We start from the raw sequence: 14534 nt of genomic DNA, 5'->3' as shown, positions 1-14534 counted from the left end.
GCGCGCACGCCCGACATCAATCAAGGAGTAGCTGCATCGTGACCACCCCATCTGCCAAGACCTTCAACCTGATCCCCGGCCAACTGACGCTGGCACAACTGCGCGCCTTCTATCAGCAGCCCATGACCCTGACGCTGGACGCCAGCGCTGACCAGCCGATCGACGACAGCGTGGCCTGCGTCGAGCGCATTCTGGCCGAGAACCGCACCGCTTACGGCATCAACACCGGTTTCGGTCTGCTGGCCTCGACGCGCATCGCCAGCGAAGACCTGGAAAACCTGCAACGCTCGCTGGTGTTGTCCCACGCAGCCGGTGTCGGTCAGCCAATCAGCGACGAACTGGTGCGGGTGATCATGGTGCTCAAGGTCAACAGCCTGAGCCGCGGTTTTTCGGGGATTCGCCGTGTGGTCATCGACGCGCTGATCGCGCTGATCAATGCCGAGGTCTACCCGCACATCCCGCTCAAGGGTTCGGTGGGCGCATCCGGTGACCTCGCGCCGCTGGCGCACATGTCGCTGGTGCTGCTGGGCGAAGGCAAGGCGCGTTACAAGGGTGAATGGCTCAACGCAGTCGATGCACTGAAAATCGCAGGACTGACGCCACTGACCCTGGCCGCCAAGGAAGGTCTGGCGCTGCTCAACGGCACGCAGGTCTCAACCGCCTATGCGCTGCGCGGCCTGTTCGAGGGCGAAGACCTGTTCGCCGCTGCTCTGACCTGTGGCTCGCTCACGGTCGAAGCGGTACTGGGTTCACGCTCGCCGTTCGACGCACGCATTCATGCCGCTCGCGGCCAGCGCGGGCAGATCGATTCCGCCGCCTGCTACCGCGACCTGCTCGGTGAAAGCAGTGAGGTGTCCGAGTCGCACCGCAACTGCGACAAGGTTCAGGACCCCTACTCGCTGCGCTGCCAGCCACAGGTGATGGGCGCCTGCCTGACCCAGTTGCGTCAGGCCGCCGAGGTGCTGCAAATCGAAGCCAACGCCGTGTCTGACAACCCGCTGGTGTTCGCCGCCGAAAACGACGTGATCTCCGGCGGCAACTTCCACGCCGAGCCGGTCGCCATGGCGGCCGACAACCTGGCGCTGGCCATCGCTGAAATCGGTTCACTGAGCGAGCGGCGCATTTCGCTGATGATGGACAAGCACATGTCGCAGTTGCCACCGTTCCTGGTGGCCAACGGCGGGGTCAATTCCGGCTTCATGATCGCCCAGGTCACAGCCGCGGCGCTGGCCAGTGAAAACAAGGCGCTGGCCCATCCGCACAGCGTCGACAGCCTGCCGACCTCCGCCAATCAGGAAGACCACGTGTCGATGGCACCAGCCGCCGGCAAGCGGTTATGGGAAATGGCAGAAAACGTTCGCGGGATTCTTGCCGTAGAATGGCTGGCTGCGTGTCAGGGTCTGGACCTGCGTAATGGTCTGAAAACCTCTCCAAAACTGGAGCAAGCCCGAGCCCTGCTACGCAGCAAGGTCCCGTCCTACGACAAAGACCGCTTTTTCGCACCGGACATCGAAGCTGCCAGCCAGCTGTTGTCCTCCACTTGCCTGAACCCTTTGGTTCCTGCACGTCTGCTACCCAGTCTGTGATGCACCGCGAGCCTGGCAGGGCTCGCCATGGTCAATCGCTGCGGGAAGCCGAATGCAGGCGTTCTCGCAGCTATAGCCATACCAGTAATGAAATGGACCTGAAATGACGTCACAAGATGGTTTGAAACGCGGGTTATCCGCCCGCCACATTCGCTTCATGGCTCTGGGCTCTGCCATCGGCACAGGGTTGTTCTACGGCTCGGCCTCGGCGATTCAGCAGGCCGGGCCTGCCGTGTTGCTGGCCTACCTGATCGGCGGCGCAGCCGTGTTCATGGTCATGCGTGCGCTGGGCGAAATGGCCGTGCACGATCCCGTTTCCGGCTCCTTCAGCCATTACGCCACACGCTACCTCGGCCCGCTGGCCGGCTTCGTGCTGGGCTGGACCTACGCGTTCGAGATGATCATCGTCTGCCTTGCCGATGTCACAGCGTTCGGCATCTACATGGGCTTCTGGTTTCCGGAAGTGCCGCGCTGGATCTGGGTCCTGGGCATCGTATTTCTGATCGGCGCGCTGAACCTGTGCAACGTCAAAGTCTTCGGCGAGACCGAATTCTGGCTGTCGCTGCTCAAGGTCGGCGCGATCATCGCGATGATTCTGGCGGGCTTCGGCATCATGCTGTTCGGCATCGGCACCTCGACCAGCGGCACGGAAGTCGGCATCAGTAACCTGTGGGCGCATGGCGGCTTCATGCCCAACGGCGTGACAGGCCTGATCGCTTCGTTCGCCGTGGTGATGTTCGCCTTTGGCGGCATCGAGATCATCGGTATCACGGCCGGTGAAGCGAAGGACCCGCAACGCACGCTGCCTCGCGCGATCAACGCGGTGCCGCTGCGCATCCTGCTGTTCTACGTGCTGACATTGTTCGTGCTGATGTCCATCTACCCGTGGCCACAGATCGGCACACAGGGCAGCCCGTTCGTGCAGATTTTCGACAATCTGGGCATCGCGTCGGCAGCGACCATTCTCAACATCGTGGTGATTTCCGCCGCCGTGTCGGCCATCAACAGCGACATCTTCGGCGCGGGCCGCATGATGTACGGCCTGGCCCGCGACGGTCAGGCGCCAGCCAGCTTTGCGCGCTTGTCGCGTCAGGGCGTGCCGTGGATGACGGTGCTGGTAATGGGCGTGACCCTGCTGGGCGGCGTGCTGCTCAACTACCTGATTCCGAAAAACGTGTTCCTGCTGATCGCCTCGCTGGCGACCTTCGCCACCGTCTGGGTCTGGCTGATGATCCTGCTGACCCAGGTCGCGATGCGCCGCGCCATGAGCCGCGAAGAAGCCGCACAACTGAAGTTTGCGGTGCCGTTCTGGCCCTATGCGCCGGCCGCCGCCATCGTCTTCATGCTGTTTATCTTCGGCGTGCTGGGTTACTTCCCGGATAACCGCGCCGCGCTGATCGTCGGTGCGATCTGGATCGCGCTGCTGGTCATCGCCTACCGTCTATGGGTCAAACCCAAGTCGCTCACACCTGTTCCTTAGCCTGAGGAGGCCTGGATGAAAACGCTCTGGAAGAACTGTCACATCGCAACCATGGCACAAGGCAACTACTCGATCATCGAGGATGCCGCCATCGTGACTTCCGCAGCGCTCATCGACTGGATCGGGCCTCTGGCGCAGGTGGACGAGGCAGGCTGTGACAGCACCGTCGATCTGGGCGGCGCGTGGGTCACGCCAGGCCTGATCGACTGCCACACCCACACGGTATTCGGCGGCAACCGCAGCGGCGAGTTCGAACAGCGGCTGCAAGGCGTAAGTTATGCGGACATCGCAGCCGCAGGCGGCGGCATCGCCAGCACCGTGCGCGCCACACGTGCGGCGACCGAGGACGAGTTGTATCGCAGCGCTGAGCGGCGGTTGCGGCACCTGCTCAACGATGGCGTGACCACGGTCGAGATGAAATCCGGCTATGGGCTGGACCTGGAAAACGAGCGCAAACTGCTGCGCGTGATCCGCAGCCTGGGCAACACCTTGCCGGTCACCGTGCGCGCCACCTGCCTGGCCGCGCACGCCCTGCCGCCCGAATATGCCAATCGCGCCGACGACTACATCCACCACATCTGCAACGACATGCTGCCCGCGCTGGCCGCTGAAGGGCTGGTGGATGCCGTGGACGCGTTCTGTGAATACCTGGCGTTTTCTCCCGCGCAGGTCGAACAGGTGTTCATCACCGCCGGGCAGCTCGGGCTGCCGGTAAAACTGCACGCCGAACAGCTTTCATCGCTGGGCGGTTCGAGTCTGGCGGCGCGTTACAACGCCCTGTCGGCCGACCATCTGGAGTTCATGACCGAAGACGACGTGATCGCCATGGCTGCTGCCGGAACAGTCGCCGTGCTGCTGCCGGGCGCTTACTACTTTCTGCGCGAAACTCAACTGCCGCCGCTGGATGCGTTGCGCAAACACGGTGTGCCCATCGCCATTTCCACCGACATGAATCCCGGCACCTCGCCCGGCCTGTCGCTGCGTCTGATGCTCAACATGGCCTGCACGCTGTTTCGCATGACGCCTGAAGAAGCACTGGCGGGTGTCACGCTCAACGCTGCCAAGGCACTGGGCATGGGCGACACACACGGTTCTCTGGAAGTCGGCAAGACGGCGGATTTCGTCGCCTGGAACATCGAGCGACCGGCTGACCTGGCGTACTGGCTGGGCGGCGATCTGGACAAACGCATTGTGCGCCATGGCGTGGAATCACTGGTGTAAAGGAGAAGATTGTGGACAACGTTCTGACATTCACCCGCGGCCGTATTCCGCTGCTGATCAGCATGCCCCACGCGGGCCTCAAGCTCACGCCCGCCGTGGAAGCGGGGCTGGTGGACGAAGCGCTGAGCCTGCCTGACACCGACTGGCACATCCCGCGTCTGTACGACTTCGCTGCCGAGCTGGGTGCGAGCACGCTGGCTGCCGAGTATTCACGCTTCGTCATCGACCTCAATCGTCCCTCCGACGACAAGCCGATGTACGCCGGTGCGACCACAGGACTGTTTCCGACGATCCTGTTCGACGGCGTGCCGCTGTTCAAGGAAGGCCAGACACCGGGCCCCGAAGAACGGGCGACGTATCTGGAGCAGATCTGGACGCCTTACCACCAGACGCTGGAACAGGAACTGCAACGGCTGCGTGACGCGTTCGGCTACGCCCTGCTGTTCGACGCGCACTCCATTCGCGGCCACGTCCCGCACCTGTTCGACGGTCGCCTGCCCGATTTCAACCTCGGCACCTTCAACGGCGCCAGCTGCGACGTGGAGCTGGCCAACAGGCTGGAACAGGTCTGCGCGGCCGCCAAAGACTACAGCCACGTACTGAACGGCCGCTTCAAAGGCGGGCACATCACCCGCCATTACGGCGACCCGGCGAACAATATCCACGCCGTGCAACTGGAACTGGCGCAAAGCACCTACATGGAAGAATTCGCCCCGTTCCACTACCGCCCCGACCTGGCCGAACCGACCCGCAAAGTCCTGAAGCCCTTGCTGGAAACCTTCATCGCCTGGGGGCAGGAGCGGTTTGGCAGGAGTTAGTGGATGAGTAAAAAACCGTGCGAGCTTGCTCGCGAAGGCCATGTCTCAGACTCTACATCTTGACCAGGTGCACTGGCCTCTTCGTGAGCAAGCTCACTCCCACAAGGATATGTGTGACGCGGAGCGCGGGCACGATGGTTAGCTCACACTCACGAGCGCTTACTTCTTGAGCAACCGCAACCCGTTGAATACCACCAGCAGGCTCACACCCATGTCGGCGAACACGGCCATCCACATGGTCGCCAGCCCCGCAAAGGTGATGCCGATGAACAGCACTTTGGTGACAATCGCCAGGACGATGTTCTGCTTGAGCACCGCCGAGGTTCTGCGCGACAGGCGAATGAATGCCGGGATCTTGCGCAGATCGTCGTCCATCAGCGCAACATCCGCCGTTTCAATGGCGGTGTCCGTTCCCGCCGCCGCCATGGCAAAACCGATCTCGGCCCGCGCCAGCGCAGGCGCGTCGTTGATGCCGTCGCCGACCATGCCGACGCGATGGTTTTGCGCGTACAGCCCTTCGATCGCCGCCAGTTTGTCCGCCGGCAGCAGGTTGCCCTGCGCCTGATCGATGCCCACCTGATCGGCAATCGCCTTGGCGGTGTGCGGGTTGTCGCCGGTCAACATTAGCGTCTTGATGCCCAGCTCGTGCAGCTCGGCAATGGCCTGACGGCTGCTCTCCTTGACGGTATCTGCCACGGCGAACAGCGCCAGCGGACCGGTTGCGTCGAGCAACAGCACCACGGTCTTGCCCTGCATTTCCAGCGCATCGAGACGCGCTTCCAGTTCAGGCGAGCACAGTCCCAGTTCTTCCACCAAACGGTGGTTGCCCAGGTGATACATCCGGCCATTGATCTCGCCTTTCACGCCACGGCCGCCCAAGGCTTCGAAATTCGCGACCTCATGCGCCGTGCTGTTGGCATCGGCAGCCTTGGCGATGGCCTGAGAAACCGGGTGATCGGAACGACCTGCAAGGCTCGCGGCGATGGCAGGCGCGCTATCGGCCGCCTCAGTGTGCAGCGCCACATAATCGGTCTGCACCGGCTTGCCGTATGTCAGGGTGCCGGTCTTGTCGAGGGCCAGGTAATCCAGCTTCTCGCCCATTTCCAGATACACTCCGCCCTTGATCAGGATGCCCTTGCGCGCGGCTGCCGCAAGACCGCTGACGATGGTCACAGGCGTGGAGATCACCAAGGCACAGGGGCATGCCACCACCAGCAGCACCAGCGCCCGGTAGATCCAGTCAAACCACGCGCCGCCGAAGAACAGGGGTGCAATCAGAGCCACCGCCAATGCCACGACGAACACCACCGGCGTGTAGATGCGCGAGAAGCTGTCGACGAAGCGCTGGGTCGGCGCACGCGAACCCTGGGCCGCTTCTACAGCGTGAATAATCCGCGCCAGCGTCGAGTTGTTGGCCGCCGCTGTTACGCGATACTCCAACGAACCCGCCTGATTGATGGTACCTGCGAACACTTTGTCGCCCACGGTCTTCTCGACCGGCAGACTTTCCCCGGTGATCGGAGCCTGGTCAATGGTCGATTGTCCGGACACGACTTCGCCGTCCAGCCCTATGCGCTCACCGGGTTTTACCCGCACGATGGCATCCAGTTCGACCTTTTTGGCTTCTACTTCCAGCCAGCTGCCATCCGCCTGACGGACCGTCGCCAGTTCCGGCGTCAGTTGCATAAGGCCGCTGATGGCGTTGCGCGCCCGGTCCAGCGACTTGGCTTCGATGAGTTCAGCCACGGTGAACAAGAACATCACCATCGCTGCCTCAGGCCATTGGCCGATCAGCACAGCACCGGTCACAGCGATGCTCATCAGGGCATTGATGTTGAGGTTGAAGTTCTTGAGCGCGATCCAGCCTTTCTTGTAGGTCATGAGACCGCAACTGAAGATCGACACCAGCGCCAGCAGGGCAACGACCCAGGTCGGACCCAGCGAGGCAAAATGCACCACTTCGGCAGCCAGTGCAGCCACGCCGGACAGCGCCAGTGGCCACCAGTGCTTCTTGGGCGCGGGGGCAGCAACAGCCTCAGAATCCGCGCCTTCTTCGATCAGGTCGGCCTGCATGCCCAGCGACCCGATGGCGTCGCGAATCGGGTCGGTCGATGGCAAGTCATGCCACACGCCGAGGATGCGATTGATCAGGTTGAATTCCAGCTTCTGCACGCCTGCCAGCTTGCCCAGCTTGTTCTGAATCAACGTCTGCTCGGTAGGGCAGTCCATCGCTTCAATACGGAAACTGCTCAGGCGCGCGTCGGCTGACGCGGCGTTGTCGAGCGTCACGACGGCGGGCGCTGCTTTGCTGGAACAGCAGGAATGCGCGTGCTCTGCATGCGCTGCTTCGTGTTCGTCGTGACCGTGTGTCTGAGTAACTTTGCTGATCGGGCCCATTTGGCGCGCTCCTGGATTCTGCTTGTTGCCAAGTGAACACCCTGTAGCCACTATAGGGTCAAGCGCTAAAAACGAGATGAAGCCCATGAAGATTGGCGAACTGGCAAAGTTGACGGATACACAGGTCGAAACCGTCCGTTATTACGAACGCGAAGGTCTGTTGCCTGCGCCCGCACGCAGCGACGGTAACTATCGGCTGTATACCCAGGCTCACGTCGAGCGACTGTCATTCATCCGCAATTGCCGCAGCCTGGACATGACGCTGGAAGAGATTCGCAGCCTGCTGAACCTGCGTGACAGCCCGCAGGACCAGTGCGAAAACGTCAACGCGCTGATTGAGGAGCACATCGAGCACGTCAACGCCCGCGTTGCCAGCCTGCAGGCGCTGCAACAACAACTGCTCGAGCTACGCCAACGTTGCGGCAGCGACGCAGCCGATCACTGCGCGATTCTGGAAAGGCTGGAAGTGACCGGCGCCGTCGCCTCACCTGAAGGCGAGCCCTCGCATGTGGGGCGCAGTCACAGTCATTGAGGCTCAAGGCCTGACCTGATCCTCGAAACCATCCACATACAGGGTCTGGTAACGCGCCATGGTGTCGCTGAGCCGCTGCCGGAGGTAGCCATTCGCATGGCCCAACGCATTCAGGATCTGCTCAGACTCGATCAGGTAGGACGCTCGTTTGGCGTGCGTCCATTTGGCAGGCGCTGACTGCAGATTGGTGATGCGGTCGCACAGTTTGACCGCTGCCGCTTCACGGGAATGCTCGGCGATGCCCTGAAAATAACGCTCCTCGGAAAACGGCACGATCAGGTTCTTGCTCAGGCACGCGACAGTCGATGCGACCTGCGCGCCAAAAGCCTCTTGCAACTGGATCGTGGTTACATCGGTGTCTTCAACGACGTCATGCAACAGTGCGGCAGGCAGGGCAATCTCGAATGCCCCTACGGGTTCTTCGCGATGGGCGAAGATCAGCTCATTGGCAACCATCGCCACGTGGGTCGTGTAAGGGAGATCCGAGCTTGTCATCTTCTGCCCGACGTGAGCTTGAGAAGCGAACAACCAGGCTTTGTTGTAGAGATGTTGCAGGTCGAGGGTGGGCATCAAACGGTTCCTATGCTGACGGGGTCATCACTGAATCTTCGCGTCGGTTGAAGCGGTGTGCGGGCAGACCGGAACTGGATTGTGTGGGCACAAGACCTCTGTGACATAGCGCTGTATTGCAGCCAGCACAACAACTGTGGGAGCGAGCTTGCTCGCGAAGGCGATAATCCAGGCGCACTGTCTCTCCTGAAAGTACTGACCCTTTCGCGAGCAAGCTCGCTCCCACCAGGTTTCGCATTTCTCCAGCAAGCCTTGTCTATCGCAGCAAGCACGGAGCGTCAGAACTGATCAAAAGGCATCCAGCTCAAGCCTTCGGGACATCCTCAATGCTTTGCTCAGGTTCAGGCTCTTCGGCCGCTGGCGGCTCGGCTGTCAAGTCCAGGAGGTCTGGCCCGTCATCCTCGGCGCTCTCCTCCTCAATGGCTTCAGGCTCCACCACCAAGGGTGCCAACAGGCTCGGATCGGTCACCCCCGTCAGCTTCTTACGCAGGCGCTGTAAATCCCCGACGCTGAGTTTCAGCAGCTTGGCCGACTTGGTCTTGAGCAATTGGGTGACGCTGTCTTCCTCGCCCAACTGCGCCATCTGGCCCGCGAGGTTCATCGCCAGAACCTCGCGCTTGTAGATGCCGGTGTTGTATTGATAAACCGCCGCGATCAGTTCGCGCAGCTCCAGCGGCAGACGCCAGCGGGTGCGCAGCGCAGAGCCGAAGGCCGCCGAATATTGCTCCAGCGCCTGATCGATCGCCTGTTCATTCAGCTCGCCGCCCGCCAGCAACCATTCCTGCAGGCAACCGAGCACCGCCAGATCGCCCAACGATTGCAGCATGCCTGCACAGAAGCAGCGCTCGACATCCAGCTCCAGCATGCCGCCCAGAATCCGGGCGTAATCGGCCGTGCGTTGCGACAGCGTCCAGAACTGACTGGCCTTGGCCAGCAGCGCATCGCTGGTCAATACCGCCATGCGCTTCTTGGCCAGGCCCGAGGCGATGCCAGCCGTTTGCGGCGCGCCCAGCACCGCCATCGCCCCGCCCAGGGTTTGCACGGGCTTTCCCAGATGCTGGGCAGCCGTGTTCGCCGCCGCGATCAGCACCGCCGTAATATGCGGGTCGTTGCGCAGCTCTTGCTCAAGCAGCGTTGCATCAAGGCCCGTCGGCCCCTGGCTCAACTGAATCGCGTTAGGCACGTCAACGAACAGCGGCGCGCCATCGGCCACGTCGCGGCGCTTTTCGAGAAATTTCATCAACGTCAGGCCTGGCGTCAACGCTGGCATGTCGCCTGCGGGAGACGCACGCCGTCCCAGCAACAGCCCTTCCAGACGCTGCTTCAGGCCCACGGTATCAAGAGGCTTGGTCAGATACGCCGTCGGCGCGAGCGGCAGCACTTCACGCACGCTGGCCGCATCACTGCGGTTACTGATCAAAATAAACGGGATGGGCGGCTGACGACGCAGGTTACGAATGCCGCGCAGCAGGCTCAAGCCATCGATAGCGGGCAGTTCACGCGCAGCAATGACCAGATCCGGCAGGTGTTTTTTCATCCACTCGATGGCTTGCCTGCCGTCGGTGCACATCTCCAGCTCGACATCACCACGCACACTCAGCACCAGATCGCTGAGTGTTTCGCGAACCCACGGATCAGACTCAGCAATCAATACGCGAGGTACCGCGGGCAAAACTACAGCAGTCATCAGGACTCTCCGACATCGATGCGTTCACCTTAGCCAAAGCCTTCGCCCGGATATAGCCAAAACAGTGAAATACCTTCGTCCAGACGAAAAAAAACCCGTCGAAACGGGCTTTTTCTGTCTGTTTGGTCACAAATCAACCAATCCGAGACCGCACAGTGAATCAGGCGATTTCAGCGAAACACTCTTCGAGAATGGCCAGACCTTTGGTCAGCAGTTCGTCTTCAGCGGTCAGCGGAACCAGCACGCGCAGAACGTTGCCGTAGGTGCCGCACGACAGCAGGATAAGACCCTTGTCACGCGCCTTGGCGACAACCTGAGCCACTGCCGCAGCGTTTGGCTTGTGCGAGTCGCCGTCTTCGAACAGCTCCAGCGCAATCATCGCGCCCAGCGCACGGACTTCGCCGATGACCGGGTGCTTGGCCTGAATGGCCTTCAAGCCAGTGACCAGACGCTCGCCGACCGACTTGCAGCGCTCCAGCAGGTTCTCTTCTTCGAAGATATCCAGCACGGCCAGCGCCGCCGCACAGGCCACCGGGCTACCGGCATAGGTGCCGCCCAGACCGCCCGGCGCGATGGCGTCCATGTACTCGGCCTTGCCGCATACGCCCGCCAGCGGGAAACCGCCTGCGATGGACTTGGCGAAGGTGGTCAGGTCGGCCGCAACGCCCATCTGCTCCATCGCGAAGAAGGTACCGGTACGACCAGCGCCCGTCTGCACTTCGTCAGCGATCAACAGAATGCCGTGCTTGTCACACAGCTCGCGCAGACGCAGCATGAAGGCCTTCGGCGCCACGTAGAAACCACCTTCGCCCTGCACAGGCTCGATGATGATGGCGGCGATGTCCTTCGGCTCGGCGTCGTTCTTGAAGATGCGCTCGATGCTGGCGATGGAATCGTCAACGCTCACGCCGTGCAGCTCGCACGGGTACAGTGCGCGGAAGATACCGCCGGGCATCAGGCCCATGCCTGCCGAGTACGGCACGACCTTGCCAGTCAGACCCAGGGTCATCATGGTACGGCCGTGGTAAGCGCCGGTGAACGCGATCACGCCAGCGCGGCCAGTGGCAGCACGGGCAATCTTGACGGCGTTTTCGACCGCTTCGGAACCGGTGGTGACCAGCAGGGTTTTCTTCTCGAAATCACCTGGCACCTTGGCGTTGATCTTCTCGCACAGCTCGACGTACGGCTCGTAAGCCAGCACCTGGAAGCAGGTGTGCGTCAGCTTGGTCAGCTGTTCCTGCACCGCAGCCACGATTTTCGGGTGCAAGTGACCGGTGTTCAGGACCGCAATACCGCCCGCAAAGTCGATGAACTCACGACCTTCAACGTCGGTAACGGTGGCGTTCTTCGCCGAAGCAGCAAAGATCGGGTGAATCTGACCCACGCCACGCGGGACGGCAGCATGGCGGCGTTGCATCAGGGAGTCGTTTGTCTTGCTCATGTATTCCTCATTCGCCGCTCATCGGTCGGCGTGGTTCAAGGATCGAGCGGCCTGGATGGACTGCAACAGCATACGATGATCGACTGCTGCAGCCTTCAAGCCACCAATAAGTTTCGGGTGCTGCAAAAGCCGATGACACGTCGCTCTCGCGCGCCATCGGCTGCAATAACTCTGGTCACGCCGTCTGGATCAGACCGACAGGCAGAGGTATTTGATTTCCAGATAATCTTCGATGCCGTACTTGGAGCCTTCACGGCCCAGGCCCGAAGACTTGATGCCGCCGAACGGTGCCAGTTCGTTGGAGATCAGGCCAGTGTTGATACCCACCATGCCGTACTCCAGCGCCTCGGCCACGCGGAACACGCGGCTCATGTTCTGAGCATAGAAGTACGACGCCAGACCGAACTCGGTGTCGTTGGCCATCGCGATCACTTCGGCTTCATCTTTGAAGCGGAACAGCGGTGCCAATGGACCGAAGGTCTCTTCCTTCGCGACGGCGGCATCTTTCGACACGTTGATCAGGATAGTCGGTTCGAAGAACGAGCCTTCCATGCTGTTGCCACCGGACAGCACTGTCGCGCCCTTGCTCACGGCATCGGCGATGTGTTCCTTGACCTTGGCCACGGCCTTGTCGTCGATCAGCGGGCCTGTGGTAATGCCCTCTTCCAGACCGTTACCGATCTTGAGCTTGCCCACCGCCACCTTGAGCTTCTCGGCGAACGCTTCATACACCGCGTCCTGCACATAGATGCGGTTGGCGCAGACACAGGTCTGACCGTTGTTGCGGTACTTGGAGATCATCGCGCCTTCAACCGCCTTATCCAGGTCGGCATCATCGAACACGATGAACGGCGCGTTGCCGCCCAGCTCCAGCGAGACTTTCTTGATGTCCTTGGCGCACTCGGCCATCAACTGGCGACCAATGTCGGTCGAGCCGGTAAAGGACAGCTTGCGCACGATCGGGTTGCCGGTCAGCTCGCTGCCGATATCGCCCGCGCTGCCCGTCACGACACTGAACACGCCCGCCGGGATGCCCGCACGCTCGGCCAGTTCAGCCAGCGCCAGAGCAGAGTAAGGGGTCTGCGAAGCAGGCTTGAGCACCATGGTGCAACCGGCCGCCAGTGCCGGACCGGCCTTGCGGGTGATCATCGCCGCCGGGAAGTTCCACGGCGTAATCGCAGCGGTCACACCAATCGGCTGCTTGAGCACGATCAGACGCTTGTCCGGCTGGTGGCCCGGGATCACGTCACCGTAAACACGCTTGGCTTCTTCAGCGAACCACTCAATAAAGGAAGCAGCGTAAGCAATCTCGCCTTTGGCCTCGGCCAGCGGCTTGCCCTGCTCCAGCGTCATCAACAGACCCAGGTCGTCCTGGTTCTCGATCATCAGCTCGAACCAGCGACGCAACTTGTTGCCCCGCTCCTTGGCGGTCAACGCACGCCAGGCCGGCAGCGCCTTGTCTGCCGCTTCAATCGCACGACGCGTCTCGGCCGCGCCCATTTTCGGCACAGTCCCGAGAATCTCCTGGGTAGCAGGGTTATTGACCTTGATCGACTGACCACCGTCCGCATCCAGCCACTGGCCGTTGATATAGGCTTGCTGGCGGAACAGTTTGGAATCTTTGAGCTGCATGTCGGCCTCCTAAACAGCACCGCACAAGGGCGGAGCGAACACATGAATATCGATGCACCTCTTTTGGAAGCCATCGCCGTAAAAACATTCCATCGGCCTGAGCGATGCACGGCGCAAAAAAAGCGCGAAGACCGGACAAGTGCGTTTGAAATCTCAAACGAATCCTAGGGACTGCGGGGGTAAAGGACAATAGGCTGTTCGAAAAAAAGAACGGGGTAGCGAGGAGCGGTCGAAGGTTTTACCGGGTTTGGCCGTGAGGATGAGTAAAGCGTGCGAAATCGACAACAGCCGCTCGCCAGCATGGACGCCCGCCCACCAGATGAGTATCATGGCGCCCGCGTTGCACCAGTAGCTCAGCTGGATAGAGTACTGCCCTCCGAAGGCAGGGGTCGTGGGTTCGAATCCCGCCTGGTGCACCATCTTCTATCCCTTGTATTACAAGGGGTAAGCGCAACTGCCAGAAACCTGTCCGGGTCCTGAAAGTCTTTTTTGCCAAAAATTTGCCACACTCAAGTGTGGCGGGAATGGTCGAAATGGCAACCATCAGGAGTCGCGGCCCAGCCGTTAGTAAGGGACAGTGAGAAGCGCAAATTCGCCGTAAGGGCTATCCAGCCCAGCGCAAAACCTTCGAGACCAAATCCGATGCCCAAGCCTGGGCACGCATGATCGAAAGCGAAATCGACCGGGGCATCTTTGTCTCTCGGGTCGAGGCTGAACGCACAGCCTTTCATCAACTCATTGATCGCTACATCTCCGAGATCGCTCCGAAGCACAAAGGCGCGTATTCGGAAATCAAACGTTTGGAAGCGCTCAAATGTCATCCGCTCGCGACGCGCATCGTTGCCACCCTCAGCACGATTGCTTCATCGCTAACGTTGGGCGAGGTTTTGAAACGTTTGGGCTCAAGGCGCTTTAGCCAAAGGCGAAAACCGTTGCGTTCCCAATACAAAATCTTCACTCGGTTGCGGGGTTTGTTGAGAAAGACGAAAAGCACGGGATCGAATACCGCCACTTTTATGTCCAGCTCGACCAACGCAGAGAGGCCGTCGATGGATTTTCGAAAGTCCACGGGTGTGGGGTAGAGATAGAGTTTTTCGACTTTGGCGTCGGCTCGCATCATGAGGTGCTGGCTCCAGAAAAGAATCGGAAGCACAGCATCGGGGATTAACT

13 protein-coding genes and 1 tRNA gene are annotated in these 14534 nt (G+C 60.9%); 7 read left to right on the top strand and 7 right to left on the bottom strand.

Going from position 1 to position 14534, the window contains the following annotated elements; all coding sequences use genetic code 11:
- Positions 1-38 precede the first annotated feature (38 nt).
- The 4 genes from hutH (at position 39) to hutG (ending at position 5105) form a co-directional block, all read left to right on the top strand.
- Entirely contained in the window at positions 39-1586 is a 1548-nt protein-coding gene (gene hutH / locus BUB69_RS18010; protein WP_073169092.1) for a histidine ammonia-lyase, read from the top strand.
- Positions 1587-1689: 103 nt separating this feature from the next.
- Positions 1690-3066 carry an amino acid permease gene (locus BUB69_RS18005; RefSeq protein WP_073169089.1) on the top strand — a complete coding sequence of 459 codons (1377 nt, stop codon included), beginning with the start codon at positions 1690-1692 and terminating at the stop codon, positions 3064-3066.
- 15 nt (positions 3067-3081) lie between these two features.
- Entirely contained in the window at positions 3082-4287 is a 1206-nt protein-coding gene (gene hutI, locus BUB69_RS18000) for an imidazolonepropionase (RefSeq protein WP_073169087.1), read from the top strand.
- A gap of 11 nt (positions 4288-4298) precedes the next feature.
- Complete coding sequence (hutG, locus tag BUB69_RS17995; protein ID WP_073169084.1) at positions 4299-5105, top strand: N-formylglutamate deformylase; 807 nt, start codon at positions 4299-4301, stop codon at positions 5103-5105.
- Positions 5106-5264: 159 nt separating this feature from the next.
- Here hutG and BUB69_RS17990 read toward each other — a convergent pair whose 3' ends face one another.
- Positions 5265-7502, bottom strand: coding sequence for a heavy metal translocating P-type ATPase (locus BUB69_RS17990; protein WP_073169082.1), 2238 nt, complete (start codon positions 7500-7502; stop codon positions 5265-5267).
- Between the two features lie 85 nt (positions 7503-7587).
- On the opposite strand from BUB69_RS17990, the gene cadR reads away from it, so the two are divergent.
- Positions 7588-8034 carry a Cd(II)/Pb(II)-responsive transcriptional regulator gene (gene cadR / locus BUB69_RS17985; protein ID WP_073169080.1) on the top strand — a complete coding sequence of 149 codons (447 nt, stop codon included), beginning with the start codon at positions 7588-7590 and terminating at the stop codon, positions 8032-8034.
- A gap of 3 nt (positions 8035-8037) precedes the next feature.
- On the opposite strand, the gene BUB69_RS17980 is transcribed toward cadR, so the two are convergent.
- From BUB69_RS17980 to gabD, 4 genes are all read right to left on the bottom strand, one after another.
- Positions 8038-8604: an HD domain-containing protein gene (locus BUB69_RS17980; protein ID WP_073169077.1), complete on the bottom strand. Its 567-nt coding sequence runs from the start codon at positions 8602-8604 to the stop codon at positions 8038-8040.
- 304 nt (positions 8605-8908) lie between these two features.
- On the bottom strand, positions 8909-10291 hold the full coding sequence (locus tag BUB69_RS17975; RefSeq protein ID WP_073169075.1) for an HDOD domain-containing protein: 1383 nt from the start codon (positions 10289-10291) through the stop codon (positions 8909-8911).
- Between the two features lie 160 nt (positions 10292-10451).
- Positions 10452-11732, bottom strand: a complete 1281-nt coding sequence (gene gabT, locus BUB69_RS17970; protein WP_004880423.1) for a 4-aminobutyrate--2-oxoglutarate transaminase — start codon at positions 11730-11732, stop codon at positions 10452-10454.
- 189 nt (positions 11733-11921) lie between these two features.
- Positions 11922-13364 carry an NADP-dependent succinate-semialdehyde dehydrogenase gene (gene gabD, locus BUB69_RS17965; protein WP_073169073.1) on the bottom strand — a complete coding sequence of 481 codons (1443 nt, stop codon included), beginning with the start codon at positions 13362-13364 and terminating at the stop codon, positions 11922-11924.
- Between the two features lie 42 nt (positions 13365-13406).
- Here gabD and BUB69_RS29335 point away from each other — a divergent pair, with 42 nt between their 5' ends.
- Positions 13407-13532, top strand: coding sequence for a hypothetical protein (locus BUB69_RS29335; protein WP_275669757.1), 126 nt, complete (start codon positions 13407-13409; stop codon positions 13530-13532).
- A gap of 174 nt (positions 13533-13706) precedes the next feature.
- Positions 13707-13783, top strand: a tRNA-Arg gene (locus tag BUB69_RS17960).
- 90 nt (positions 13784-13873) lie between these two features.
- Here BUB69_RS17960 and BUB69_RS28275 read toward each other — a convergent pair.
- Positions 13874-14185 carry a hypothetical protein gene (locus BUB69_RS28275; protein WP_245825295.1) on the bottom strand — a complete coding sequence of 104 codons (312 nt, stop codon included), beginning with the start codon at positions 14183-14185 and terminating at the stop codon, positions 13874-13876.
- Positions 14182-14484, bottom strand: a complete 303-nt coding sequence (gene tnpB, locus BUB69_RS17950) for an IS66 family insertion sequence element accessory protein TnpB (RefSeq protein WP_073169071.1) — start codon at positions 14482-14484, stop codon at positions 14182-14184. The genes BUB69_RS28275 and tnpB overlap by 4 nt, the downstream gene beginning before the upstream one ends.
- Positions 14485-14534 lie beyond the last annotated feature (50 nt).

It is taken from the genome of Pseudomonas asturiensis, from assembly GCF_900143095.1.
Taxonomy (GTDB): Bacteria; Pseudomonadota; Gammaproteobacteria; order Pseudomonadales; family Pseudomonadaceae; genus Aquipseudomonas; species Aquipseudomonas asturiensis.
The sequence above is the reverse complement of the archived record's forward strand: the minus strand, read 5'-3'. Positions and strand labels throughout refer to the sequence as shown.

What these genes read in the sequence shown, in the direction of transcription:
- BUB69_RS18005 (WP_073169089.1), top strand. Translation starts at nt 1,690, where the DNA reads ATGACGTCACAAGATGGTTTGAAACGCGGGTTATCCGCCCGCCACATT.
- hutI (WP_073169087.1), top strand. Translation starts at nt 3,082, where the DNA reads ATGAAAACGCTCTGGAAGAACTGTCACATCGCAACCATGGCACAAGGC.
- BUB69_RS17990 (WP_073169082.1), bottom strand. Translation starts at nt 7,502, where the DNA reads ATGGGCCCGATCAGCAAAGTTACTCAGACACACGGTCACGACGAACAC.
- cadR (WP_073169080.1), top strand. Translation starts at nt 7,588, where the DNA reads ATGAAGATTGGCGAACTGGCAAAGTTGACGGATACACAGGTCGAAACC.
- BUB69_RS17980 (WP_073169077.1), bottom strand. Translation starts at nt 8,604, where the DNA reads ATGCCCACCCTCGACCTGCAACATCTCTACAACAAAGCCTGGTTGTTC.
- BUB69_RS17975 (WP_073169075.1), bottom strand. Translation starts at nt 10,291, where the DNA reads ATGACTGCTGTAGTTTTGCCCGCGGTACCTCGCGTATTGATTGCTGAG.
- gabT (WP_004880423.1), bottom strand. Translation starts at nt 11,732, where the DNA reads ATGAGCAAGACAAACGACTCCCTGATGCAACGCCGCCATGCTGCCGTC.
- gabD (WP_073169073.1), bottom strand. Translation starts at nt 13,364, where the DNA reads ATGCAGCTCAAAGATTCCAAACTGTTCCGCCAGCAAGCCTATATCAAC.
- BUB69_RS29335 (WP_275669757.1), top strand. Translation starts at nt 13,407, where the DNA reads ATGAATATCGATGCACCTCTTTTGGAAGCCATCGCCGTAAAAACATTC.
- BUB69_RS28275 (WP_245825295.1), bottom strand. Translation starts at nt 14,185, where the DNA reads ATGACATTTGAGCGCTTCCAAACGTTTGATTTCCGAATACGCGCCTTT.
- tnpB (WP_073169071.1), bottom strand. Translation starts at nt 14,484, where the DNA reads ATGATGCGAGCCGACGCCAAAGTCGAAAAACTCTATCTCTACCCCACA.